Source organism: Peribacillus sp. BM1, assembly GCF_056679975.1.
This window is the reverse complement of the sequence record NZ_CM155259.1, coordinates 1189616-1216066: the sequence shown is the minus strand read 5'-3', so window position 1 is coordinate 1216066 and position 26451 is coordinate 1189616. Positions and strand designations below refer to the sequence as shown.

The 26451-nt window shown below is 39.8% G+C and carries 20 protein-coding genes, 10 tRNA genes and 3 rRNA genes; 3 read left to right on the top strand and 30 right to left on the bottom strand.

Translation table 11 applies throughout. The features are described from left to right. Window positions 1–74: 74 nt before the first annotated feature. The 6 genes from AC1MGI_RS05980 to AC1MGI_RS05955 form a co-directional block, all read right to left on the bottom strand. Window positions 75–527 (bottom strand): MarR family winged helix-turn-helix transcriptional regulator, encoded by a 453-nt coding sequence (locus AC1MGI_RS05980; protein WP_480348907.1) that lies wholly within the window; start codon window positions 525–527, stop codon window positions 75–77. A 256-nt stretch (window positions 528–783) separates the two neighbouring features. Further along, window positions 784–1629 carry an aldo/keto reductase gene (locus AC1MGI_RS05975; protein WP_480348906.1) on the bottom strand — a complete coding sequence of 282 codons (846 nt, stop codon included), beginning with the start codon at window positions 1627–1629 and terminating at the stop codon, window positions 784–786. Between the two features lie 157 nt (window positions 1630–1786). Next, window positions 1787–2059 carry a DUF2277 domain-containing protein gene (locus tag AC1MGI_RS05970; RefSeq protein ID WP_480348905.1) on the bottom strand — a complete coding sequence of 91 codons (273 nt, stop codon included), beginning with the start codon at window positions 2057–2059 and terminating at the stop codon, window positions 1787–1789. Window positions 2060–2118: 59 nt separating this feature from the next. Continuing rightward, window positions 2119–2772, bottom strand: coding sequence for an HAD family hydrolase (locus AC1MGI_RS05965; RefSeq protein ID WP_480348904.1), 654 nt, complete (start codon window positions 2770–2772; stop codon window positions 2119–2121). Window positions 2773–3439: 667 nt separating this feature from the next. Next, on the bottom strand, window positions 3440–3811 hold the full coding sequence (locus tag AC1MGI_RS05960) for an iron chaperone (protein WP_480348903.1): 372 nt from the start codon (window positions 3809–3811) through the stop codon (window positions 3440–3442). A 714-nt stretch (window positions 3812–4525) separates the two neighbouring features. Beyond that, window positions 4526–5353, bottom strand: coding sequence for a TrmB family transcriptional regulator (locus AC1MGI_RS05955; protein ID WP_480348902.1), 828 nt, complete (start codon window positions 5351–5353; stop codon window positions 4526–4528). Window positions 5354–5583: 230 nt separating this feature from the next. Between AC1MGI_RS05955 and AC1MGI_RS05950 the strand changes: the two genes are divergently transcribed. Next, window positions 5584–6216: a homoserine/threonine efflux transporter gene (locus AC1MGI_RS05950; RefSeq protein ID WP_480348901.1), complete on the top strand. Its 633-nt coding sequence runs from the start codon at window positions 5584–5586 to the stop codon at window positions 6214–6216. Window positions 6217–6767: 551 nt separating this feature from the next. On the opposite strand, the gene glmS is transcribed toward AC1MGI_RS05950, so the two are convergent. The 20 genes from glmS to AC1MGI_RS05850 all read right to left on the bottom strand — a co-directional run bounded on the left by glmS (window position 6768) and on the right by AC1MGI_RS05850 (window position 21048). Continuing rightward, window positions 6768–8570: a glutamine--fructose-6-phosphate transaminase (isomerizing) gene (gene glmS / locus AC1MGI_RS05945; RefSeq protein ID WP_480348900.1), complete on the bottom strand. Its 1803-nt coding sequence runs from the start codon at window positions 8568–8570 to the stop codon at window positions 6768–6770. Window positions 8571–9100: 530 nt separating this feature from the next. Then, window positions 9101–10450: a phosphoglucosamine mutase gene (glmM, locus tag AC1MGI_RS05940; RefSeq protein WP_480348899.1), complete on the bottom strand. Its 1350-nt coding sequence runs from the start codon at window positions 10448–10450 to the stop codon at window positions 9101–9103. A gap of 47 nt (window positions 10451–10497) precedes the next feature. Then, the gene (locus tag AC1MGI_RS05935) at window positions 10498–11838 is read right to left on the bottom strand and encodes a CdaR family protein (protein WP_480348898.1); all 1341 of its coding nucleotides are present in this window, start codon (window positions 11836–11838) and stop codon (window positions 10498–10500) included. Beyond that, the gene (cdaA, locus tag AC1MGI_RS05930) at window positions 11831–12652 is read right to left on the bottom strand and encodes a diadenylate cyclase CdaA (protein ID WP_480348897.1); all 822 of its coding nucleotides are present in this window, start codon (window positions 12650–12652) and stop codon (window positions 11831–11833) included. The genes AC1MGI_RS05935 and cdaA overlap by 8 nt, the downstream gene beginning before the upstream one ends. 179 nt (window positions 12653–12831) lie before the next feature. Beyond that, window positions 12832–13446 carry a zf-HC2 domain-containing protein gene (locus AC1MGI_RS05925; protein ID WP_480348896.1) on the bottom strand — a complete coding sequence of 205 codons (615 nt, stop codon included), beginning with the start codon at window positions 13444–13446 and terminating at the stop codon, window positions 12832–12834. 19 nt (window positions 13447–13465) lie between these two features. Then, a complete protein-coding gene (sigW, locus tag AC1MGI_RS05920) occupies window positions 13466–14029 on the bottom strand; it encodes an RNA polymerase sigma factor SigW (protein WP_062187060.1) in 564 nt (187 codons plus the stop codon). A 484-nt stretch (window positions 14030–14513) separates the two neighbouring features. After that, window positions 14514–14589, bottom strand: a tRNA-Ala gene (locus AC1MGI_RS05915). Between the two features lie 17 nt (window positions 14590–14606). After that, window positions 14607–14681, bottom strand: a tRNA-Gly gene (locus AC1MGI_RS05910). An 8-nt stretch (window positions 14682–14689) separates the two neighbouring features. Continuing rightward, window positions 14690–14762: transfer RNA gene (locus AC1MGI_RS05905), tRNA-Lys, on the bottom strand. 69 nt (window positions 14763–14831) lie between these two features. Then, window positions 14832–14906 (bottom strand) — tRNA-Gln (locus AC1MGI_RS05900). Window positions 14907–15002: 96 nt separating this feature from the next. Beyond that, window positions 15003–15086 (bottom strand) — tRNA-Tyr (locus tag AC1MGI_RS05895). 10 nt (window positions 15087–15096) lie between these two features. Further along, window positions 15097–15169 (bottom strand) — tRNA-Thr (locus tag AC1MGI_RS05890). A gap of 11 nt (window positions 15170–15180) precedes the next feature. Then, window positions 15181–15256: transfer RNA gene (locus AC1MGI_RS05885), tRNA-Val, on the bottom strand. Window positions 15257–15266: 10 nt separating this feature from the next. Next, a tRNA-Glu gene (locus AC1MGI_RS05880) sits at window positions 15267–15341 on the bottom strand. 38 nt (window positions 15342–15379) lie between these two features. After that, window positions 15380–15452, bottom strand: a tRNA-Thr gene (locus tag AC1MGI_RS05875). Window position 15453: 1 nt separating this feature from the next. Further along, window positions 15454–15528: transfer RNA gene (locus AC1MGI_RS05870), tRNA-Asn, on the bottom strand. A 45-nt stretch (window positions 15529–15573) separates the two neighbouring features. Then, a 5S ribosomal RNA gene (gene rrf / locus AC1MGI_RS05865) occupies window positions 15574–15689 on the bottom strand. Between the two features lie 120 nt (window positions 15690–15809). Beyond that, a 23S ribosomal RNA gene (locus AC1MGI_RS05860) occupies window positions 15810–18745 on the bottom strand. Between the two features lie 231 nt (window positions 18746–18976). Continuing rightward, window positions 18977–20526, bottom strand: a 16S ribosomal RNA gene (locus tag AC1MGI_RS05855). Together the 16S, 23S and 5S rRNA genes with 10 tRNA genes alongside form the textbook arrangement of a ribosomal RNA operon. Before the next feature lie 282 nt (window positions 20527–20808). Further along, on the bottom strand, window positions 20809–21048 hold the full coding sequence (locus AC1MGI_RS05850) for a hypothetical protein (protein WP_480348895.1): 240 nt from the start codon (window positions 21046–21048) through the stop codon (window positions 20809–20811). Between the two features lie 133 nt (window positions 21049–21181). Here AC1MGI_RS05850 and pdaB point away from each other — a divergent pair, with 133 nt between their 5' ends. Further along, complete coding sequence (gene pdaB, locus AC1MGI_RS05845) at window positions 21182–21934, top strand: polysaccharide deacetylase family sporulation protein PdaB (RefSeq protein WP_480348894.1); 753 nt, start codon at window positions 21182–21184, stop codon at window positions 21932–21934. 56 nt (window positions 21935–21990) lie between these two features. On the opposite strand, the gene AC1MGI_RS05840 is transcribed toward pdaB, so the two are convergent. Next, entirely contained in the window at window positions 21991–22674 is a 684-nt protein-coding gene (locus AC1MGI_RS05840; protein WP_480348893.1) for a KinB-signaling pathway activation protein, read from the bottom strand. A 145-nt stretch (window positions 22675–22819) separates the two neighbouring features. Between AC1MGI_RS05840 and gerD the strand changes: the two genes are divergently transcribed. Further along, a complete protein-coding gene (gene gerD, locus AC1MGI_RS05835) occupies window positions 22820–23434 on the top strand; it encodes a spore germination lipoprotein GerD (RefSeq protein ID WP_480348892.1) in 615 nt (204 codons plus the stop codon). Window positions 23435–23558: 124 nt separating this feature from the next. Here gerD and AC1MGI_RS05830 read toward each other — a convergent pair whose 3' ends face one another. The 3 genes from AC1MGI_RS05830 to AC1MGI_RS05820 all read right to left on the bottom strand — a co-directional run bounded on the left by AC1MGI_RS05830 (window position 23559) and on the right by AC1MGI_RS05820 (window position 26020). Next, window positions 23559–24620 (bottom strand): P-loop NTPase, encoded by a 1062-nt coding sequence (locus tag AC1MGI_RS05830; RefSeq protein WP_480348891.1) that lies wholly within the window; start codon window positions 24618–24620, stop codon window positions 23559–23561. A gap of 132 nt (window positions 24621–24752) precedes the next feature. Then, a complete protein-coding gene (gene cwlD, locus AC1MGI_RS05825) occupies window positions 24753–25478 on the bottom strand; it encodes an N-acetylmuramoyl-L-alanine amidase CwlD (protein ID WP_480348890.1) in 726 nt (241 codons plus the stop codon). A 101-nt stretch (window positions 25479–25579) separates the two neighbouring features. Further along, window positions 25580–26020: a DUF2521 family protein gene (locus AC1MGI_RS05820; RefSeq protein WP_480348889.1), complete on the bottom strand. Its 441-nt coding sequence runs from the start codon at window positions 26018–26020 to the stop codon at window positions 25580–25582. Window positions 26021–26451: the final 431 nt, after the last annotated feature.

Genomic DNA, 26451 nt, shown 5'->3' with positions numbered 1-26451 from the left:
TCTTACTGTCTCAAAAATGACAGTCAGTGCCGACAAAGAGGAGGTTTTTTATCTTCTTTTAACAGTTGTTAAAGTTATATTCCCCAATCTACCTTTAAAATATCTTTAAGAATATTTACTTGCTCAGCACCTATTTTTTCTGCAATTTTTTTCTCTAGTTGGGCTTTAAGAGCCGCGTTCTTTTCGTAGCATTCTTCTCCTAAAGCTGTTAACTGGATACACTTCTCTTTCTTGTTGTTTTCGACATTTTGGACTTCCACTAATCCTTTTGCAGAAAGATTTTTGATAAACTTATGTATCGCCTGGCGAGAAATATTTACATTTTTGGTAACATACGAAATGGTCGGTCGCTTTTTAAAAACCCTGGCCATGATATACCATTCAGAATTTGAAATATAAATCTCACTTTGATCATTCCATGCTTTCTCTGAGATTCTTCGGACCAAACTATGCCGTTCACTTAATAAATCTATAAGATCTAAATTTTGTAATTCAGAGTTTGAAGTCAAACGATTCACTCCAATCATAATCTTCGCCACTTACTATACAAAATCCGCTATTGGATGTCAATTTGGTTGACTGCTACTAGCCTTACAAGGTTACCCGAAGAAGATAAAATTATGCGCTTTTTAGATAATACAATTTTATGTGTTGCATAATTCATACTAGCTAAAACCGTTCTTATTCAATATTCGGGTTGCATAACAAAATAAATAGACACAAACTTAATATAGGTTTGTGTCTATTTATTGAATAGCTTTAGTTTAATAACAATCTACTAGTTTAAAATTCTTCATATATAGCAGGATCTTGATTTTTAAGCCTACCATCTGGACGAGTTAACCCTGAAATAAGGCTCATTTCTGCTTCATCTAGGTTAAAGTCAAAAATTGATATATTTTCGAGTTGTCTCACAGGTGAAGAAGATTTAGGAATTATAATGGCCTCGAGTTGATAATGCCATCGTAAAATAATTTGTGAAATAGACTTGTTATGATTGTTGGCAATCTGTTGAATAATGTTATTTTCTAAGACATCATTAGCTCGTGCTAATGGACTCCAAGATTGTGTCTTAATATCATTCTCTTTATGCCATTTTCTTTGTTGTGCTTGATTAAAAAACGGATGTAATTCGATTTGGTTTATGCTCGGCTTAACGCCCGTTTCCTTTTCTAAGCGCTCGATATGTTCGGGTAAGAAATTACAAACACCAATAGATCGAATAAGCCCCCGCTTTTTAGCGTCAATTAGTGCTTGCCAAGCTTCCACGTAGTGATTCTGTTTAGGGTTAGGCCAATGAATTAGATATAAATCATAATAATCTAGATTTGCACGATATAAGGATTCTTCTATGGTAGTAACAGCTTTTTCATACTCTTGATAGCGTCCAGGTAATTTGGAAGTAATTCTTAACTTGTCTCTTGAAACAGAACTGCGTCTAACAGCTTCACCTACAGTTCCTTCGTTTTCATAATTATAAGCAGAATCAATTAGTCGATAGCCTATCTCGTCAATAGCATTTTGTATAGACTTGACACCTTGATTCCCCTTAAGTGTATATGTACCCAAACCTATTACCGGTAGAGTAACACCATCATTAAGTGTTATTTCAGGAACTGAATTGCCCATAACTAATCACTCCTTTTAATAACATCTTAAGGTTACCATAATTTTGAAGGACTTTCATAGTTTTGAACTTCAGGTGTAATAGCTGTCTACACCTGAAGTTCATCAAATTAATCATTTACATAAAAAGGATAAAAAAATTTTTATTCTTTATTCCTCACTAATTCGTTCCAAACCTTTTAGCTGCTCTGGTACGAGCACGCTCAGCTTCAACCTCACGATTGCGAGGCTCGGCACTGGTTTCCAGCGTATTTAATAGATCCCTAGAAACCATTGCTATCTCATTGATTGCACGATAAAATGCCTCCTCGTTCACCTTTGAGGGTTTGTTATAGCCCGTTATCTTTCTGATGTACTGAAGAGATGCTGCATGAATCTCCTCATCAGTAGCTGGTGGGTCGAAATTAAATAATGTTCTAATGTTTCGGCACATAAGTATCTCCTTTCGGTTTTCAGTTTTCACTTTTACATTCCAGAACTTTCCCCTTGCTTCTACTGCTCAATAAGTTTTATAACATCTGTCAGACTCTTTTCCATCATAGATTGAAGTCGTAAATGGTGATTTTCAAAAGCTAAAGCTTCAGTCACGGGATTTGGTACGATTACACACTTTAATCCAGCATTTAGAGCCGATTGAAGCCCATTTAACGAATCTTCAAATGCTACGGCTTCTGCAGCATGAATGTTTAAGACTTCGATTGCCTTTAAATACAAATCAGGCGCTGGTTTCACTTTATCAACTTCATCCCCTGTGATCATAACTTCAAAATAGTTTAACAGTCCGAGTTCACCCAAATAATGAGTGACCCACTCTTTTGTGGAACTTGAAGCAAGGGCAATCTTATATCCCAATTTTTTTGCTTCTTCTAAATAATCCTTTACACCCACACGTGCTTGGGATGTTTTCATCTTTACTTCATGTAAGCTTTTTGCTCTGGCTTCAATTTCTTCAATATTACAACTCTCCCCCAGTTGTTCCTTGAAAAACTCATGAAGTTCAGTATTATCTGTTCCGATACATTTAACAAAATGTTCAAGAGGCAAATCAGATTTATAAAACCCCATCGTTTCTCTATAAGCCTCATACCAAACCGTCTCTGTGTCTAAAATTAAACCATCAAAGTCGAAAATAACTGCTTTAATCAAAATAATTCCCTCCTTTTTACTTATTAAAAGGTAACACTTTTCCCTAAAATACACATTGATTGAATAGCAACAGTTTCATTATAATTTCAATTCTTAAATAAACGTCCAATAATGAACGAACTGTTTCAATACCCTTGTTCAGCCAAATGCTTCGAGGCACTGTCTAATAATTTCTTCTCTTATTCAAGAATATGGTCAAATAGTTAAATAGAATGACTGGCTTTTTTAAACAATTTTTTATCATGAAACAACCCATTCTAAAAGCATAAAGTGTCAATATTAGTTATAACTTTTACTGTAACATGTATCTGTTTATCAATACTAATTCGAAGTTTAATGGCATTTTAAGAAAAATAAAAAACCTTGATATAGCAAGTGATTCCACTTGTATCAAGGTAGTCTTTTGATGTCACAATAACTTATATCCCTGTGACAAATATAGATATAAATTGTGACATGATTAATTGTAACTCACATGTGGGTTTTGAATAAAGTGAAACTTCCCCCACTGAGGGTTAGTTGAACCGATCGGGAATTTACAGGCTGTTTATCCCCACCTGTTTATTTTCTTGATTCTCTCGCAAAAATTGAGGTGGGGGTATTACAGCCTGTTAAAATGGGATAAAGTTTGATTAAAATAAATTGAACCATTAATAATCCGATTTTTTTATTCCCGCCAAAAAGTTGAACAGTCTGCCTTATCCAAAATATTAAACTCGATCATTTTCTCAAGTAATGAGAAATCAACCGGACTATCCCACGGGATACGCACCAACTGCTTGGTGTGATCATAGCCAGCCTGCACAATTTCATCAGAGAAATGATTAATCCCTGCACTTTCAGGGGCAACAGCCAAATGTTTTTTAGCTATGCTAAAGCCAATAATATATGTGCCGTGATCGGTAAACATAGGCTGATTCCACGCAATTTTCGGCATTAAATTTGGAAATTTCTCAGTTACCCAAGCCAAAACTTCTTCCGTTCGGTCCCGATGTTGCGGGTTATCAATATGCGCTAAATATTCTGCAAAAATCTCCATGTCATTCTCTCCTAAAATAAAAAATTATTTTTGAACGATGTAATTCTTCACGCCAATAGCAGGCAGATATTTTATTAACTTTATCATTGAAAGGTTTAGAAATCCTTTATGAAGTTTAATTAGACTTCATGTACACATAATTAAAAAATATATGGCAACAGTAAAATGTTCAATAATTAGTATAAGACATTCTTTCAAGGTATGTCTTTTTGACGAGAGTATAAAATACTTTGAGTACATGAATAAAGACGAAAAAAGGAAGACCTTTTCTTGGTAGAATTAAGTCACCACAACCAACCCTAGAAAGAGGTCTTCCCTATGAATCAGTTTACAACAGAAATCATTGATGCTCTAGTAACAAAACAAGATAGTAGCTTTTATATTAAACTAACTATCCTCTCATAATTATAGTACAGTTATTTTTCCCCAAAACGATTAAACTTTATTCCATCACATATAAAAAGCTATCGTTTTGAAAAAAAGTTCGATCAAAATGGATTCCACTTTTGAGACTGACTATTTATCTTTTATAAAAAATTTGATTATTTTTGTGATCTTTCCTCCATTAAAGCTCCCGATTGTGGAATAGCGATAAATGGAAAAGGGCTACAAAAATGACTCCTATGTTTTTTACTAGAAGCACGTTACTTGAATAAGAAAAGCATTACTTGTAATTCTTATTCTATTGTATAAACAGACAAGAATAATGCACATTTATTTCACGTAATGTTTTTTATTATCTGGATGGATAGAAAATTTGTGACGTAAATGGATAAGATTTTCCCCAAAACTTTGCTCCAATAGTTCTCTATGTTTCTCCATAATTTCCAAGAGATACAGATCATGAATCATAACTTCTGTAATGGGCATTACTAAACCTACATGCATTGTCCATGCAGCGCGACTATCATTACCCAACGAGACAATCCCAGCTACTACTTCTGAATCATCTCCACTAAATACAAGCCATCGTCCATCATACTCTTCAGTAATTTCACGACTCATATCATGGAGGTAAACATTAGCGAAATCAGATACAATTTCTCCATAAGCAATAATGGTCAAAACGACACCTCTATTTGCCGCCTGTTTTAGTTCAGATTCCAATTCTTTGAAATCCTCTTTCCAAATTTCTAAGAGAATTCTTTTTTTAGCAGATGATATACAAGTTTTTACTTTATCGAGTATTTCATTGCGCCCCGTGATATTCCAGATATTTTCACGGTCACTTGCGGAACGCTCAAATTTCTCAAAAAAATCTTCTGCCTGTTCAAAATTCTCTTCCGCTTTCATTCGACGGTTTCTAACTAGCTCCTTAGCAGGTACAGGTATATACTGCGGGGTATTTCCATAACTAACAAAAATATCTCCACGTATGACAAGACTCTCCAGAACTTCATATATTTTTGAACGTGGTACACCAGAATTTTTTGCTACTGCGTAGCCTGTTAATGGCGATTCTTCCAATAATGCAAGATATGCTTTCGCTTCGTATTCTGTAAAATTCAGATTTTTTAATATTCCTAAAATGTCTTCCTTCATAGATCCTCCAATACCACATTTAGTCGCTACCTTTGTAACTAACATTTTAACAAAATCTATTGATTTTTCCCAAGAATCTGATAAAATTTTTTAAGTAGTTACTTATGTAGTCACTATCAAACAGAGGGAATGATTTTCTGACGGTTTTAGATCAAATCCCTATAGCTGTTTTTAATCTAAAATTATAAACGTATTACAAAATAAAAATAGTATTTGAAGGGAGATTTAGTATGGATAGCCTACTAACTTACATTTCAATAGCTGCCATGATGGTTATTATACCAGGGGTAGATACTATGCTCCTTGTGAAAAACACCCTTAGCTATGGACCAAAGGCTGGACGTTATACGGTTCTCGGAATGGCAACAGGGCTTACTTTTTGGACTCTTATCGCCATCCTTGGATTATCAGTTGTCATTGCAAAGTCAGTGATTCTTTTCAGTACAATTAAATATTTAGGAGCCGCATACTTAATTTATTTAGGTATAAAAAGTTTTTTTGCTAAAAGTGTGTTTTCTTTAGAGGAAATTCAAGTACAAGGAGCAAGTACACCTACAAAGTCCTCAAATCAGCATAATAAAGACTCCTTTAGACAAGCTTTACTTAGTAATATTCTTAATCCGAAGACTGTTTTGGTCTATATAACAGTAATGCCTCAATTTATTAATTTGAGTGGAAATGTAAATCAGCAACTTATTGTATTAGCATTAATCCTTACCTTACTCGCAGTATTTTGGTTCCTATTCCTTGTTTATCTAATGGATTTTGCGAAAAAGTGGTTAAAGAATTCTAAATTTCAGAAGCGTTTCCAAAAGTCAACTGGATTAATTTTAGTAGGCTTTGGCATTAAAACAGCACTTTAAATCAATATACAAACAGTCCCTAATTTGATTCTCACCGTTCAAAAAATCGAACGGTTTTTTCTTTTTAATTCTTCTTCTACTAAATACCCGATCGTTTAAGTACAATCCTTACTAACCTCGCCTACACTTTAACATATCCAGTTTTATTTAAAGGTTTTGTTCAATTATATGGCCCTTTTCCGGAATATCATTATGTTCTTTTTACCATAAAAAGTCCTTTAGACAAATTACATTCAAAGGGGCAAAGCTTCGTAACTTTTTTATAAACGTCGTGGCTTTATTTTAAACATCGCGACTTTATTTTAAATCCACAACTACTCGTTACTCGACCCTCTTAATCCACTTATCGATTTTAGATGTTCTTTTTCCTTTTGACATAAAAAACACCCCTTTAGCTAAATAATAACCAAAGGGGTAAAGCTTCGCGACTTTATTCAAAACATCGCGTCTTTTTTATAAACATGGCAACTTTATTACAAACGGTTAAACTTTGTTTTAAATAGTCGAACTTTATTTTAAATACACACAACACGTAGTTTTTTTCTTTAACCTTACTCCACCGTAACACTTTTCGCTAAGTTACGTGGTTTATCTACGTCGCATTCGCGGTGAAGCGCTGCGTAGTAGGCAATGAGTTGGAACGGTATAACAGAGACAAGAGGTGTTAATAATTCATGAACAGCAGGGATGACAAAGCGGTCATCTTCTTCTTCCAAGCCTTTCATTGAAATAATGCATGGATTTGCTCCACGGGCTACGACCTCTTTGACGTTGCCACGGATGCTCAAATTGACGGCCTCTTGAGTGGCAAGGGCAATAATCGGTGTGCCATCTTCAATCAAGGCAATGGTTCCGTGTTTTAATTCGCCGCCTGCAAATCCTTCTGCTTGGATATATGAAATTTCCTTAAGTTTCAGTGACCCTTCAAGACCAACGTAATAATCTAATGAACGCCCAATAAAGAATGCATTACGTGTAACAGACAGATATTCACGAGCGATGGCCTCAAATTCTTCTTTCGAGTCACAAAGCGCTTCCATGGCTGTTCCGATAATCCCCAGTTCTTTTACAAGATCAAATTTGACAGACTGGTTACGGAATTTAGCTGTTACATTAGCCAAAATGGCAAGTACGGCAATTTGTGCTGTATAAGCCTTCGTTGAAGCAACAGCAATCTCAGGACCTGCATGTAATAGCAATGTGTAATCTGCTTCACGTGACAACGTGGACCCAGGAACGTTTGTAATCGTAAGAGCCTTATGTCCAAGTTCTTTAATGGCTACAAGTACGGCACGGCTATCAGCTGTTTCACCACTCTGTGAGATAAAGATGAATAGCGGTTTTTCTGAAAGCAATGGCATATTGTAGACAAATTCAGAAGCAACATGGACTTCAACTGGAATCTTCGCCATTTTTTCAATGAATTGTTGGCCAATTAAACCTGCATGATAACTTGTTCCACATGCAACGATATAAATACGGTCCGCTTCACTCACTGCTTCAGCAATATTATAATCAATGACAAGCTTACCTTCTTCATTCTGATAAGCTTGAATGATTTTACGCATAACAGCAGGCTGCTCATCAATTTCTTTCAACATATAATGAGGGTACGTGCCTTTTTCTATATCACTTGCATCCAGTTCTGCTGTGTAAGGGGAACGAGTCATTTCTTGACCATCCAAGTTCTTAATTGTCACGTTTTCCTTCGTTACGATGACTACTTCTTTATCCATCAATTCTACGTATTGATCGGTTACTTGAATCATCGCCATAGCGTCAGAAGCGACCACATTAAAATCGGCACCTACACCAATAAGCAACGGGCTTTTGTTTTTTGCAACGAAAATCGTGTCGTCATTTTGGTTATCCAGTAATGCAAGTGCATAAGATCCTTTAAGAAGCTTAAGTGTTGAAATAAAGGCTGCTTCAACATCATGTCCTTCGTGGACGAATTTCTCGATAAGCTGAACGATAACTTCTGTGTCTGTATCACTGTTGAATGCTACTCCATCCAAATAGTCGCGTTTTAAGATTGCATAGTTTTCGATCACTCCATTATGGACCAATGTCAAGCGTCCTGAAGTGCTTTGATGCGGATGAGCATTCTCATGGTTTGGCACGCCGTGTGTTGCCCAGCGGGTATGACCAATCCCCATGTTTGCAGCTACCGTGACATCTACCACTTTACGTAGATCAGCAATCCGTCCCTTTTCTTTAAAAACTTGCACACTTGACTCATGTTTGACAGCAATACCTGCAGAATCATAGCCTCTATATTCAAGCTTTTCTAAGCCTTTTAATAAAATTTCCTTTGCATCTTGATTACCAATATATCCAACAATTCCACACATAATTTGTTCCTCCAGAAATCGTCAAGGGAACAAGAATGCTGGGGGGCATGCTTGCCCCTTGTCTCTACTATTTTTTATGTGTATTTCCGATTCTTTGTGCAGCAAGTTACCCCGCTGTTTTAAAATCGAAATTCTTGCGGCTATACACATACAGCCGGGAGGCATCCGCCGAAATATCGATAAACCTCCACCTCGTCAACTAAGCTATTTCGTCCGAGCTTAGTCCTGGCGCTTATATTTGTGCTGACACAATCCTCCTCTCATGGTTATTTCCCCATTCATGTAAAAACAGGATAATCATAACCTAAACAAGATGATCCGTCAATCATCTTGTTTAAAACTTTTGCTTTTAGAAGACGTTCAAAAAGTCAGGTAAAAATATCTGTCCAATTGCATCACAGCTCTGTCTCTCCGGTCCTCTCGAGATGCGCTCCTTGAACTTCTCAGCTCTTTTTATCCTCCTTATTGAACACGCTCTTTTATAAAAATATGCATAAGAGAAATAAACGTTCCTCTTATGCATACTTGTTTCATTCTTCAAGCCCCATCTCCGCTTTCACAACAGATACAATACGTTCTACATACTGATTACATTGTGTAGCATCAGGAGCCTCTGCCATTACACGGACCAATGGTTCTGTACCGGATGGACGAACCAAAATTCTTCCATTGCCATTCATTTCTGCTTCTACTTCAGAAATAATCTCCTGAACTTTAGCGTTTTCTGTCACACCATGCTTATCAGTGACACGGACATTTACCAATGTTTGCGGATATTTCTTCATCTCAGCAGCAAGCACAGATAATGGTTTTTTTGTCATTTGGATAATATTAACAAGTTGTACACCAGTCAACAAGCCATCCCCAGTTGTATTGTAGTCTAAGAAGATGATATGACCTGACTGTTCTCCGCCTAGGTTATACCCGCCTTTCTTCATTTCTTCCACAACATAACGATCACCGACAGCGGTTTGAATACTTTTAATACCAATTTCATCTAACTTTTTATAGAAACCAAGATTACTCATAACCGTTGAAACGACCGTACCATGTTTTAATCGATTTTCTTCATTCAAGTATTTCGCACAAATATACATGATTTGATCACCATCGACAATATTTCCTTTTTCATCAATAGCAATCAGACGATCTCCATCTCCATCAAATGCTAGCCCAATATCTGCACCCTTTTCCAATAAGAATCGTGAAAGAGCTTCGGGATGAGTAGATCCAACACCTTCATTAATATTTAGCCCGTTAGGTGAGGCACCCATCGTAGAAATATCCGCATCTAAATCGGCGAATAAGTGTGCAGCCAGTGAAGACGTGGCACCATGTGCACAGTCTAAGGCAACATGTATTCCCGTGAAATCTTCATCTACGGTTTGTTTCAAGTATTGAAGGTATTTCTGACCGCCTTCAAAATAATCATTTACATGACCTAAATCTCCAGCTACAGGACGTGGCAGTTGATCCGTTTCTAAATCAATTAACTCCTCTATCTCATGCTCTTGATCATCGGAAAGCTTGAAACCATCTGGCCCAAAAAACTTAATTCCGTTATCAGCTACTGGGTTGTGTGAAGCAGAAATCATAACACCCGCTTCTGCGCTTAAGGCCTTCGTCAAGTACGAAACACCTGGTGTTGAAATAACTCCAAGACGCATGACTTCGGCTCCAATGGATAATAGCCCTGCCACTAAGGCACCTTCTAGCATATGACCAGAAATTCGGGTATCACGGCCAATTAATACTTTAGGTCGCTCCGTATTCTTGGTTAATACATAGCCACCAAATCGGCCTAGTTTAAATGCCAATTCAGGTGTTAATTCACTATTCGCGACTCCCCTAACCCCATCCGTTCCAAAATATTTTCCCATTACAATTCGCTCCTTCTTCAAATGATTCCTAATTGGAATACATCACATTATGTCTCGTCTTTTTTTATAATCGATATCGATATTGATGCCTGTTTGTTTTGCAGTTCCCAGGTTATTGAAGATGGAGCATTGACTTGAATCTCCAGATCATGCTCGCCTTCTTCCAAATCCGCAGCATTAATCGAAAGCTGTATATTGGATTCATTCACTTTTTTCAGTTCATCTTCTGATCCTTTTATAAGGATACTTGTAACACCATTTGTTGGTGATAAAAATTCTATTTGTTTCTCAGCTGGCAATCCAATTGCTTGAATCTCAATATTAGAAATGGTTTTCGTCTGTACGGTAGCTTCCTTGTCTTTTGGCTGTTCCGTTTCTTGATTGCTCGGTGGGCTTGTTTCTTCTTCTTCTTCTTTTTCTTTTTCTTCAACACGGTCTGTCTTAATTTTCACCGTCACCTTTTCTCTAGAAATCCTTTGAACATTATCGGGGACAGTAATCGGCAAGTCAAGTTCTTCGTCACCGACGATTTTTGATACATCGATGGGTACCTTCACTACTTTTATATTTTGTAACACCGACGCTTTACCATAAAGGACAACTTCCTTCTGTTCTGCTGTAACACTTTTTATCTCCAGACCACTTTTTACTTTACCAGTTTGTACGAGTGTAATCGGCACAGTTTTAGAAGAAATATTTACTTTTAATGTATAGCGTACAGTAGCTGGCTCAATTATAACATTTAACTTATTCAAGTCTCGATCCAGTGCGCGAATGGTTGCTTGTCCATTGACAGTATCTTTTACATCTTTATTTAACTGAAGCATCGCCCTTACATAAGAAATCTGGTCAATCGTATCCTTCGCCCCTGTAATCTTCACAGTTTGTGGATGAATAACTAAGGATTCTGTCGTATAGCCATCCTTTAGATTGGCCCGATTATAATCTGGTTCTACCGAAAACTCTTCTGTTACTCGTTCTTGAACGTTCACCGTCACATATCCAGGATCAATCGTTGCTTTCAACTTTTCACTTAAATCCATGATCTTAAGTGGCACTCTTTTATCACCCATTGTAATGTCTGGATCTGAAAGGTCAATGTATACTTTAAAATCCCGTTTACTTTTTGCAGACATTAATACAGGTTTCACACCTGTTAACGTAATATCAACCGTTTCCGGTGCGCCAGTAACAACAAGGTTTTTCTGATCATAATATATTTCTACCGGTATATCTTTAATAAGCTCGGTATCATTTTCCCCAGGAGTAGATGTACCTGCTTTACTTAGTTTCGAATCAGGCACAAAATTGACAGAAATAAATAAAAGAGCAGCGATTGCGAATGCAATAATTCTCGTGAACCAGATGCTGTTCATGAATTTATCCATTTTTCTTCCCCCTCAAATTCCAACGTCCTGAGGAAGCTTGCTTCGTGTCATCAACAAGCTCTTTTGTCAACATTTCCTTAAAAGTCTCAAGACTGAGCTCACGATAAATCTCTCCATTTTTCGTTACGGAGATTCCGCCGGTTTCCTCGGATACAATCACTGTAATACAGTCAGTTACTTCACTTATCCCTATTGCCGCCCTATGCCTCGTTCCAAGTTCTTTTGATATGAACGGGCTCTCTGATAGTGGCAAATAACAGGCTGCAGCTGCCAATTGATTATCCTTTAGTATAACAGCACCATCATGTAACGGAGTATTAGGTATGAATACATTGATTAATAACTCTGATGAAATATGAGATCCTAATGGAATACCTGTCTCAATGAAGTCGGTTAAACCTGTATCCTTTTCAATTGAAATCAATGCGCCAATCCGACGCTTGGCCATATAAGAGGTAGCCTTTACAATTTCCTCTACCAAGCGGTCCTGCTCTTCCTCCTCTTGCACAATGCTCCTTGAGAAAAATTTTCCTCTACCTAGCTGCTCAAGCGCTCGCCTTAATTCTGGTTGAAAGATAATAATGGTGGCGAGGACCCCCCAGTCCATGACTTGCTCCATAAGCCATCCAAGCGTATTAAAGCCAAGTAAATTACTTAAACTGTGAACCACAACAATGACAAATATCCCTTTAAGCAGCTGAATTGCCTTCGTTCCTTTAATAACAACTAATAATTTATATATAACAAACCATACAAGGACAATATCGATAATATTTATGAAATAATCCAGGAAAGTAAAGTTGGATAATGACATGTTACTTCCTCCAGTCGGTGATACTCTAAATCCATGCAATGTAACACACCTTAGTATATCATTTATTTTCTAATACTACTAAAGAATGTATACCTTCTAATTGGGATACTTATCCTGAATTTCAATCATAGACAAATAAGCCCTACTTGCAAAAACAGGGCTTTATACTTGTCTTTTAATCAGTTCTCATCCAACCGGAATAAAGCTTTGCCTGTATCCTTTATACTAAACCAAAGCCACTCAAACATTTGATCAATTACGTAAATTTGACCGGTAACATTACCTGCGGAAGCCATGTATTGCTTACCGTTTATAACTGTTACATTGCCCTTCACTTCTCCCTCAATACGAATGTCCCCATTTCTGACAACTACATCTCCGTTAATAATTTCGCCAGCAGGTACAATGACGGTCTCGTTATCAACTACCAAATTATTTTGTTTTGATACAGAGAAAGTTTCATCCTGGTTCCACGTTTGGAACAGTGATCCTGCTATTAAAATAATAAATAAAGAAGCAGCCGTTAACAGTGGGTGATTTCTCATCCACCGCTTGGCACTAATATTTTTCTTTTCTTTTGGAAGACTCGCCTTTACTCGTTCTGTAAAATTGTCAGGGGCTTTAATATGCGACGTACTTTGTACTAGAGCTACTGCTTTCTTCATTTCATGAAAATACGTACGACACTCTTTACAGCCTTGTAAATGTTTTCTCAAAGATTCCTCATCTTCTGCACTGATTTCTTCATCTAAATAGTTGTGCATATATTCATAAACTTCATCAGGACATTTCATTCTTTTTTCACCTTCTTTTTTATAAATGACGCATTTGCTTTCTTAATGCTTCTCGACCTCTATGTATTCTCGTTTTCACCGTGCCAATTGGCAAATCCAAGATCTCACTGATTTCCTTTAAAGATAATTCCTCAATATACTTCAATACAATCGCTGATCTATATTTTTCAGGCAGTTTAAGAATTTCAGCTTGAATCGTTTCTTGCAGCTCCATCGATTCTACCTGTTCTTCTGGTAAGGCAATTTCAGCTGCAATTTGAGAATACATATCTAAGCCATCAGTACCTGCAACTTCCGCATCTAAAAAATAATCAGGTTTCTTCTTCCTAATCCGGTCTATGCATAAATTCGTAGCAATCCTGTAAATCCAAGTAGAGAATTTCATTTGAATATTAAATCGATGAATATTCACATATGCCCTTACAAAGGCTTCTTGAGCCATATCTTCAGCCTCATGACGATTGCCTAACATTCGAAAGCAAAGTTGAAAGACTTTATCTTTATATAGTTCGACAACGTCCCCAAAAGCATTTTGATCACCTTTTAATACTTCATGAATCCTTTGTTTAACAATTAACTCCATTTATTTACCCCCGCTCATGCGGCTATACGATACGTATACGAATCGCAAGCTAAAAGGTTCCAAAAAACATTACTATTATTTTAACAAACTTTAACAAAATATGTTTAATTAAATCCAATAATAGAAATATAAAGGATATTTATCTATTCATAAGCAAGGGGTAAATTCTCATTAAGTTAGGATCTATCAATTATTTAAAACACATCTTCTAAATTTTTACTTATTCTACCGATACTTCCGAACAATTTGTAACACATATACAGAAGTACGATATATTACTTTTGAAGTGTCAGCATATAAGGCAAATAAACGAAGCCTTAGGCCGCATTATTAGTCTTGTTTCCTCCAATGAGTATATACTGTCTAATTACCCAATCCAAACTTATTCTTGATTTTCTAATAAAAAGGGAAGAATGGTGCAACTAAGTAAAAAAGTCTTAAACCTGGATGGCTTAAGACATAAATGTAGTGATATGTAATTAGATGGTGGAGCCTAGCGGGATCGAACCGCTGACCTCCTGCGTGCAAGGCAGGCGCTCTCCCAGCTGAGCTAAGGCCCCAATATGTAATCGAGACTTGGAGCGGAAGACGGGATTCGAACCCGCGACCCCAACCTTGGCAAGGTTGTATTCTACCACTGAACTACTTCCGCAATTAAAATGAGCCATGCAGGATTCGAACCTGCGACCCTCTGATTAAAAGTCAGATGCTCTACCAACTGAGCTAATGGCTCGAATAAGACTAATGAGAAGATACATCTTAATTCGTTTGATACATGTTTGTATGCAATGCTATTAAACAGTGGCTGGGCTAGAAGGATTCGAACCTTCGCATGACGGAATCAAAATCCGTTGCCTTACCGCTTGGCTATAGCCCAATAAACATAGCATTTTGACAAAAAAATAGGTGGTAATTATATACTTCCCTTTTAAGGATAATATATAACTGACCAACAGATAATTTCTTATAAAAATGGTGGAGGGGGGCAGATTCGAACTGCCGAACCCAAAGGAGCGGATTTACAGTCCGCCGCGTTTAGCCACTTCGCTACCCCTCCAAAAAGTTGATGCCGGCAAGAGGACTTGAACCCCCAACCTACTGATTACAAGTCAGTTGCTCTACCAGTTGAGCTACACCGGCACTATAGGTAATGGTGGAGGATGACGGGATCGAACCGCCGACCCTCTGCTTGTAAGGCAGATGCTCTCCCAGCTGAGCTAATCCTCCAATATGTATATGGTGACCCTTACGGGATTCGAACCCGTGTTACCGCCGTGAAAGGGCGGTGTCTTAACCGCTTGACCAAAGGGCCTGTATTTTTAAAAATAATGTTTTAGTCATCATTCAGGAAGCTCCCAAGCGGGCTCGAACCGCTGACCTCTTCCTTACCATGGAAGTGCTCTACCTGCTGAGCTATGGAAGCATGGCTCCGCAGGTAGGACTCGAACCTACGACCGTTCGGTTAACAGCCGAATGCTCTACCACTGAGCTACTGCGGAATAATATAATGTTTCCTATAAAACTCAAAATAAAAAGATATAACAGCCTGGCAACGTCCTACTCTCACAGGGGGAAACCCCCAACTACCATCGGCGCAAAAGAGCTTAACTTCCGTGTTCGGAATGGGAACGGGTGTGACCTCTTTGCCATCATTACCAGACATATTCTTTTTTGAAAGACACTTATTGTTATAATAGATTTCGAAAATAAAATCTATTATAATTTTTCATTCTTTCAAAACTAGATAATAAGAAGGTTTTTTGCTTTTTTCAAGAACAATAAGGTTAAGTCCTCGATCGATTAGTATCAGTCAGCTCCACATGTCGCCACGCTTCCACCTCTGACCTATCAACCTGATCATCTTTCAGGGATCTTACTAGCTTACGCTATGGGAAATCTCATCTTGAGGGGGGCTTCATGCTTAGATGCTTTCAGCATTTATCCCGTCCGCACGTAGCTACCCAGCGATGCTCTTGGCAGAACAACTGGTACACCAGCGGTGCGTCCATCCCGGTCCTCTCGTACTAAGGACAGCTCCTCTCAAATTTCCTGCGCCCACGACGGATAGGGACCGAACTGTCTCACGACGTTCTGAACCCAGCTCGCGTACCGCTTTAATGGGCGAACAGCCCAACCCTTGGGACCGACTACAGCCCCAGGATGCGATGAGCCGACATCGAGGTGCCAAACCTCCCCGTCGATGTGGACTCTTGGGGGAGATAAGCCTGTTATCCCCGGGGTAGCTTTTATCCGTTGAGCGATGGCCCTTCCATGCGGAACCACCGGATCACTAAGCCCGACTTTCGTCCCTGCTCGACTTGTAGGTCTCGCAGTCAAGCTCCCTTGTGCCTTTACACTCTACGAATGATTTCCAACCATTCTGAGGGAACCTTTGGGCGCCTCCGTTACATTTTAGGAGGCGACCGCCCCAGTCAAACTGCCCGCCTGACACTGTCTCCCGCCCCGATAAGGGGCGCGGGTTAGAATTTCAATACAGCCAGGGTAGTATCCCACCGACGCCTCGACCGAAGCTAGCGCTCCGGCTTCACAGGCTCCTACCTATCCTGTACAAGCTGTACCAAAATTCAATATCAGGCTGCAGTAAAGCTCCACGGGGTCTTTCCGTCCTGTCGCGGGTAACCTGCATCTTCACAGGTACTATAATTTCACCGAGTCTCTCGTTGAGACAGTGCCCAGATCGTTACGCCTTTCGTGCGGGTCGGAACTTACCCGACAAGGAATTTCGCTACCTTAGGACCGTTATAGTTACGGCCGCCGTTTACTGGGGCTTCAATTCAAAGCTTCGCCTTGCGGCTAACCTCTCCTCTTAACCTTCCAGCACCGGGCAGGCGTCAGCCCCTATACTTCGCCTTGCGGCTTCGCAGAGACCTGTGTTTTTGCTAAACAGTCGCCTGGGCCTATTCACTGCGGCTTTTCCGGGCTATTCACCCTAAAAAGCACCCCTTCTCCCGAAGTTACGGGGTCATTTTGCCGAGTTCCTTAACGAGAGTTCTCTCGCACACCTTAGGATTCTCTCCTCGCCTACCTGTGTCGGTTTGCGGTACGGGCACCCTACATCTCACTAGAGGCTTTTCTTGGCAGCGTGGAATCAGGAACTTCGGTACTATATTTCCCTCGCCATCACAGCTCCGCCTTAATGGAAACGGGATTTTCCTCGTTTCCGGCCTAACTGCTTGGACGCGCATATCCAACAGCGCGCTTACCCTATCCTTCTGCGTCCCCCCATCGCTCAAACGATGTATAGGTGGTACAGGAATATCAACCTGTTGTCCATCGCCTACGCTTTTCAGCCTCGGCTTAGGTCCCGACTAACCCTGAGCGGACGAGCCTTCCTCAGGAAACCTTAGGCATTCGGTGGAAGGGATTCTCACCCTTCTTTCGCTACTCATACCGGCATTCTCACTTCTAAGCGCTCCACCAGTCCTTCCGGTCTAGCTTCAACGCCCTTAGAACGCTCTCCTACCACGGATACCATACGGTATCCATCCACAGCTTCGGTGTTACGTTTAGCCCCGGTACATTTTCGGCGCAGAGTCACTCGACCAGTGAGCTATTACGCACTCTTTAAATGATGGCTGCTTCTGAGCCAACATCCTGGTTGTCTAAGCAACTCCACATCCTTTTCCACTTAACGTAAACTTGGGGACCTTAGCTGGTGGTCTGGGCTGTTTCCCTCTTGACTACGGATCTTATCACTCGCAGTCTGACTCCCGAGAATAAGTATTTGGCATTCGGAGTTTGACTGAATTCGGTAACCCGTTGGGGGCCCCTAGTCCAATCAGTGCTCTACCTCCAATACTCTCATCTCGAGGCTAGCCCTAAAGCTATTTCGGAGAGAACCAGCTATCTCCAGGTTCGATTGGAATTTCTCCGCTACCCACACCTCATCCCCGCACTTTTCAACGTACGTGGGTTCGGGCCTCCATTCAGTGTTACCTGAACTTCACCCTGGACATGGGTAGATCACCTGGTTTCGGGTCTACGACCTCATACTCATGCGCCCTATTCAGACTCGCTTTCGCTGCGGCTCCGTCTTATCAACTTAACCTTGCATGAAATCGTAACTCGCCGGTTCATTCTACAAAAGGCACGCTATCACCCATTAACGGGCTCTAACTACTTGTAGGCACACGGTTTCAGGATCTATTTCACTCCCCTTCCGGGGTGCTTTTCACCTTTCCCTCACGGTACTGGTTCACTATCGGTCACTAGGTAGTATTTAGCCTTGGGAGATGGTCCTCCCTGCTTCCGACGGGATTTCTCGTGTCCCGCCGTACTCAGGATCCACTCAGGAGGGAACGAAGTTTCAGCTACAGGGTTTTTACCTTCTTTGACGGATCTTTCCAGATCACTTCACTTACCCCGTTCCTTTGTAACTCCATGTTGAGTGTCCTACAACCCCAAGAGGCAAGCCTCTTGGTTTGGGCTATCTTCCGTTTCGCTCGCCGCTACTCAGGAAATCGCGTTTGCTTTCTCTTCCTCCGGGTACTTAGATGTTTCAGTTCCCCGGGTCTGCCTTCAGTACCCTATGTATTCAGGTAAAGATACTGTTCCATTACGAACAGTGGGTTTCCCCATTCGGAAATCTCCGGATCAAAGCTTACTTACAGCTCCCCGAAGCATATCGGTGTTAGTCCCGTCCTTCATCGGCTCCTAGTGCCAAGGCATCCACCGTGCGCCCTTTCTAACTTAACCATATGGTGGCTGATAAACGAAAAGTTTACCAAACAACCTAGTTGTTAAAAGGTCTTACTTGATGTCTTGAAAAATCAATGCAAAAATTTGCCTTCTATCTATTATCTAGTTTTCAAAGAACGATTCGGCAACGAATAAGCAAAAGACTAATCTGTTGCTTTCATGTACCACGAATGAATGAATTACTCATTCAAAACTGAACAAAACAAAAGCGCTCGTTATATTCCTTAGAAAGGAGGTGATCCAGCCGCACCTTCCGATACGGCTACCTTGTTACGACTTCACCCCAATCATCTGTCCCACCTTAGGCGGCTGGCTCCTTGCGGTTACCTCACCGACTTCGGGTGTTACAAACTCTCGTGGTGTGACGGGCGGTGTGTACAAGGCCCGGGAACGTATTCACCGTGGCATGCTGATCCACGATTACTAGCGATTCCGGCTTCATGTAGGCGAGTTGCAGCCTACAATCCGAACTGAGAATGGCTTTATGAGATTCGCTTACCCTCGCGGGTTTGCAGCTCTTTGTACCATCCATTGTAGCACGTGTGTAGCCCAGGTCATAAGGGGCATGATGATTTGACGTCATCCCCACCTTCCTCCGGTTTGTCACCGGCAGTCACCTTAGAGTGCCCAACTAAATGCTGGCAACTAAGATCAAGGGTTGCGCTCGTTGCGGGACTTAACCCAACATCTCACGACACGAGCTGACGACAACCATGCACCACCTGTCACTTTTGTCCCCGAAGGGAAGTCTCTATCTCTAGAGAGGGCAAAAGGATGTCAAGACCTGGTAAGGTTCTTCGCGTTGCTTCGAATTAAACCACATGCTCCACCGCTTGTGCGGGCCCCCGTCAATTCCTTTGAGTTTCAGCCTTGCGGCCGTACTCCCCAGGCGGAGTGCTTAATGCGTTAGCTGCAGCACTAAAGGGCGGAAACCCTCTAACACTTAGCACTCATCGTTTACGGCGTGGACTACCAGGGTATCTAATCCTGTTCGCTCCCCACGCTTTCGCGCCTCAGTGTCAGTTACAGACCAGAAAGTCGCCTTCGCCACTGGTGTTCCTCCAAATCTCTACGCATTTCACCGCTACACTTGGAATTCCACTTTCCTCTTCTGCACTCAAGTTCCCCAGTTTCCAATGACCCTCCACGGTTGAGCCGTGGGCTTTCACATCAGACTTAAGGAACCACCTGCGCGCGCTTTACGCCCAATAATTCCGGACAACGCTTGCCACCTACGTATTACCGCGGCTGCTGGCACGTAGTTAGCCGTGGCTTTCTGGTTAGGTACCGTCAAGGTACCAGCAGTTACTCTGGTACTTGTTCTTCCCTAACAACAGAACTTTACGACCCGAAAGCCTTCTTCGTTCACGCGGCGTTGCTCCGTCAGACTTTCGTCCATTGCGGAAGATTCCCTACTGCTGCCTCCCGTAGGAGTCTGGGCCGTGTCTCAGTCCCAGTGTGGCCGATCACCCTCTCAGGTCGGCTACGCATCGTGGCCTTGGTGAGCCATTACCTCACCAACTAGCTAATGCGCCGCGGGCCCATCTGTAAGTGACAGCCGAAACCGTCTTTCCATCTCTTCTCATGCGAGAAAAGAAATTATCCGGTATTAGCTCCGGTTTCCCGAAGTTATCCCAGTCTTACAGGTAGGTTGCCCACGTGTTACTCACCCGTCCGCCGCTAAATCAAGGGAGCAAGCTCCCTATCATTCGCTCGACTTGCATGTATTAGGCACGCCGCCAGCGTTCGTCCTGAGCCAGGATCAAACTCTCCAAAAAGTGTTTGACTTGCTCATTTGTTTTTATAGTGTGTACTCACTTCAATTAAAACGTTGGCGCTTTGTTTTGTTCAGTTTTCAAAGAGCAATTTGTTACTTACTTTGTAAGCGACTTTTAAATATTACCAAACTTACTAACAGTCGTCAATATCTTTTCAAAAAAAATTTCGAAATAAACTTTTCTAAGAATTCGTATTTCGACGACTTTTATAATATAACAGTGATAAAAAAGATAGTCAATGCATTTTTTTATAAAAAAATATTATAGATAGATGTTTATAAATTAAATCGAATCCTTTTTCTCCATGGTTGACTTTTTACTTCTCATGTATTTCATGCATTCCGATGTCGGAGCGACTCTTTTAAAAAGATTAAACAGGATTTTATATCTTTCCTCCATCGCTCGTTTGACAAACGCATCGATTCTAGCATCCTGAAAGTCAAATAGAATTTCATCAAGTTCACGTTTTAAAACATACTCTAATTCTTTTTGCTCCATTTCATTAATCATTAATCCCATCATACATACCAACTCCTTTGTCCTCCTATTATTTCCATTTTTCCACTTTCTAATTCAACTAGATATTCTAATTAGTCATAATACAAATTTATTTGAATAGATATGAGACAAGAGTATTGTGGACGAGGTGATGTTGATGAACTTTTTCTGGGTTTTAAGTGCTCAGTCAATTAAACGATATGCCGTAGTTATACTAGCTGCTTTATTTGCTGCATGGTTTTTATTTCTTCAAAATATTCTTCATGCTCCTGTTTTTTCTACACCAGATGGGCCCAGAGCGGTATACAAGGGCGAAAAAAACATTGCTCTCACATTTAATATCGGATGGGGGGATAAACAAGCTTCCCCTGTACTACAAACGTTGAAAAATGAAAAAATTACATCTGCTACTTTTTTCCTTTCTGGGTCGTGGGCTGAACGTCATCCTGAAATTGTTGAGACAATAGTAAAAGAAGGTTATGAAATTGGTATTTTGGGGTATGCATATGTAGATTATACAGATTTAGAAGATGAAGAAATCATTAAAGATATTTCCAAAGCACAAGAAGCATTTAAAAAGTTGAATGTTAAGGATATTAAACTCCTTCGCGCACCGACTGGACATTTCGATAAACGCTTGTTAAAGATTGGTGAACGATTTGGCTATACAGTTGTTCATTGGAGCATTGACACAAAGGACTGGACGAATCCAGGTGTACATACAATTGTCCAAAATATCAATAAAGCTAACAAAGGCGATATTATTCTTATGCATGCATCTGATTCGGCCAAACAAACAAATAAGGCACTACCGGAACTCATTCAAGAACTCCGCTTAAAGGACTTAAATTTTATTACAGTATCAGAGATGATTTCTAATTCCACTACAAAGCATGAAGAGATTCAGTAAACATAGACAAAGAACGGCACAAGGGTCTGGTACCTTGTGCCGTTCTTTGTCTATGTTTAAACTTCTTTGATCTCGATTTTATCTTTCTTTTTTTGAGTCATCATCTTTTTCGTAACGGCTGTTTTATTTGCTCTCTTTTCAGCTAATTCTTTTTGGGAAACATGAATCAATCGATTGAGAATCAACAATTGGTATACATTACAAATCAACAACGGATATAACATAAAGTACAACCAGCTATCATCATCTATACGCAAAACAGGAACCCACTCTAATACGGTAATCACCGTCATAAAAAAAAGAGCCGGAATAAATGCTTGCTTATTCGTTTGCTTCACTTTGAAATAGGCGACAATCGCCCCAAAGATGAGTAAAAACAACGCCGGATAGACAAACGGCAAGACCCCTTCTCCCTTATCAGCGAATTCCATATATCGAAAATACACAAGATCCCCCAAAACAAAGGCAATCAAAACAATTTGAATCCCATTCCATAATGAGGTGCTTTTAAAGATCCCAAGCCCAAATCGATGTATGGTTAAATAGGCAAAGAAGCCAGCCTGACTAATAACACTAAAAATTAAACCTACCCCTACAAGCCATACAAAGACAGATAAAAGCTCCACTAAATCAAATGAAGAGAACTCATCCCATCGTACAACGAAACCGACTATGCCTCCTGTTATACCTCCAACAAGTAGCGTTGATATAAATAAGCGAACTATATTACGGCTATTCATTATTCTCCCCCATAAGTAAGCATTTTCTTTCTCTAATTTTACCAACCCATACGTGAAAAATCCACCTTTCTCTAAAGACGCATAAAATCATTATTCTAATCCATATTAAATATATGGTGAATTGAAAGGAAAGGGGGCTCTTAACATGAGATATGGAGTTACTTTATTATTGTTCTCCATGTTTTGCCTCGTAGGTTCTGGATGTAGCCAAAACGGAACAAGCGTAGCGAAAATGGATTATGAAGAAACAAAGAAAATGGTTGTTGATATCTTAAAAACAGATGATGGTAAAAAGGCAATTCAAGATGTCCTTTCTGACGAATCAATTAAAAGCGAACTAATTTTAGATCAAGATGTTGTTACAAAGGCTGTTGAAACAACGATCACATCGGATAAAGGCAAGAAGTTCTGGGAAAAATCCTTTAAAGATCCAAAATTCGCTACCAATTATGCTAACAGCTTAAAGAAGGAACATGAACAACTATTAAAAGATCTCGCTAAAGACCCAAGCTACCGTGAAATGATCATGGCCATTATGAAAGAACCCGGCTTCCAAACTGAAATTAATAACTTGTTAAAATCCAATGAAATCCGCTCTATATATAAAGAAACACTACTTGAAACGATGGACAGCCCTTTAGTAAAAGCCAAAATACAAGACATTCTCATAAAAGCTGCTACCGATCTTCAATCTGAACAAAAGTCTGGTGATAAGAAAAAAGGCTCTTCCGGTGAAGATACGAGTGGCGGAGGAGGTTAAACTGTTAAGGGACTAGCACAATGTTAGTTGCGCTAGTCCCTACAAAAGGATATCTAAAAAGTCCGATAAAAAAGCTTATGAATTGCATTAAAGTTCATTAATGACCTTACGCTTTACGATTTTCTTAATTAGCAATTGTGTGAATGATTTTATTAGCAATCTCTGTATAAATTTTGCCCAAACGATGTTCTGCTGCATAAACGGAAGGAGCGAAGTCTTCCTCATTCCAATCTGGTTGTTGAAGAGGCAGACGCCCTAACACTTCTGTGCGAAGCTCTTCTGCCAACTTATCTCCCCCGCCTTTACCGAATACATATTCTTTTTCACCAGTTACTTTACTTTCAAAAAATGCCATATTCTCAATGACTCCAATAACTTCATGTTCAGTCTTAATCGCCATTGCACCCGCTCTTGCCGCTACAAATGCAGCAGTTGGATGAGGTGTTGTCACGATGATTTCTTTACATGAAGGAAGCATGGTATGTACATCTAACGCAACATCTCCTGTTCCAGGAGGTAAATCGAGAAGTAAATAGTCAAGCTCCCCCCACTCTACTTCATTAAAGAAACTATTTAGCATCTTGCCAAGAACTGGTCCACGCCAAATAACCGGTGCATTATCTTCTACAAAAAAGCCCATTGAAATAACCTTAACGCCAAATCTCTCAACCGGAATAATCTTCTCACCACGGACTACAGGTCGTTTGGAGATACCCATCATGTCTGGAACACTAAATCCATAAATATCAGCATCCACAAGACCGACTTTTTTTCCGAGACGAGCTAACGCAGTCGCCATATTCACAGATACAGTTGATTTCCCAACTCCACCTTTACCACTGGCGATTGCAATAAAGGTCGTATTGCTCGTAGGCGATAATAACCCTAAATCAGCTTGTTCTTGTGGCATACTATCACGATGCTTCACCAATTCTTCTTCTGGCAATTCAGAAAAACGAATTCCCACTGAAGACGCTCCACCGCTTTTCAATGCATCTACAATTTGCGTTTGTAATTGTAGTTGTTCAGCAGTCCCTGTTTTTGAAATCGCTATTTTCACACTAACATGACTTTTCTCAGGTTTAATTTTGACCTCAAGAATTCCATTGGTTTCTATCAGGCTTTTATGAAGAAAAGGGTCATTAAGATCCTTTAATATATCCACTATGCTATCTTCGGTTAACATGATCTAGGCACCCACCTTAAATGAATTCGTTTCCAATACTAGTAGTATACCATATTCCAATGTGATTGCTTATCCGGTAGCTTCCAAACTTGTTTTGCATTTTTATAAGTCCTACTGTCACTTTTAAACACTCTATTCTTTATATTCTTTAATCTCTACTGAATCCTCTGTAAAGTATCGTAAGACCCCTTTGTAAACAGCCGCTGCAACTTTTTCCTGATAGGATTCTTTAATTAAATTTGTTCTTTCTTCATTATTCGAAAGAAAGCCAATTTCCACTAATGCACCTGGTTTCTTTGCATTGGACATAACATATACTTGATCAATTGTTTTCGCTTCCCGAGATGTATTTTCCAAATTACGAATAATTTCAGTTTGAATAAATTTTGCCACCTTTTCATTCTCTTCGAATCTTCCTGTATAAAACGTTTGAGCACCTTTCCACCTCTTTGAAGGAATGGAATTGAGATGGATACTAAGAAATAAGTCGGCATTCGATTCGTTAATAAAGGTAACCCGATTATGTAAATCTTCCTGCTTTCGATTACGAACGCCTTTCGTACCTTCATCTGCAAGGTCCTTGTCACTTTCCCTTGTCATCAGAACCAGTGCCCCTTGTTCTTGTAGGTAATCTCTTATTTTCATTGTTACAGCCAGTGAGATTTCCTTTTCTAACACATTTTCAGCAGAGGCTCCCCCATCCATTCCTCCATGCCCAGCATCTAACACAATAATTTTCCCAGACAAAGGAAGATTCCATGCATTCCAAGAATCGTCTTCCATAAATTTAAACGTCACAATTAAGAATAGCGCAATCAGACCAAGAGCTACTCCTGTATATTTCAACTTTCTAACCATTCGGATCACCTCTCGCTTGTCCTAGTCCCACATACTATAAAGTATGTATACTTTACCAAAAGTAGAACAAGCTGTTTTAGAGAATCACCAAATCTAACTCATTAGTGAAGTCTTAATTTATATGATCTTTCCCCAGTCCGAAATCCTTCCTTCCACCACATTTCAACATACACACTACACCTATAGTAAAGGCTATCATTGTACAGTTCTTGCTCACCAATCTTCCCCCAATAAAGAATAAAGTTAAATAGTGTATCAATAAGTTGTGTCTCTTCTTGGTGGCATCGTGCCTTCACCATATCTTCAGATTCACCATAATAACCAAATCTGCTATAATGGCCCCCAAGTAAATAGCTTTCGATAGCTACATCAAAGCAACCTTCCTCCAAAACCTCAGAAACACGGATTCCATTATATGAATCAGAACCAAAAAACTCCCGAATTCTCGCTCTCATATTTTCCACAGATAAATCCCGAAGCAACCGCCGCTCATACTTCACCTGCCGTACTCTTCGACGCTCCTCAAAACCCTCTATAATCACAAACAGCACCTCCAAAGGGTCAAGACCCCATTTCCCAGGTTATTTCCCAGCTTATCTATAGTGTCTGCGAGCCAGAGGTAGCAATGCTAGTTATTAGATGGAAATTTGCGATAGAGGGTTTAGACCCCATATAGATACCAAGTCTCATCACTCAATTAGAACGATACAAACAATATTTAGTGAGGAATATAACAAATTATGGTGTACTCACCAATCTTTATCCTTCGACAAAATACGACATTTACTTTAAACTTTATTTACACGATAGATTTCGGTTGGTAAGCCATTTTTTCGTGATAAGGATCTCTCCATACGGACCCATCCCCACACACTACACACTTTAAATGATGTAATGTGCGGAAGCGGGCCCTTTGGGAGATCCTCTTTTTTTGATAATCAATCCCATATTCCAACACTTAAACCAATTGAAT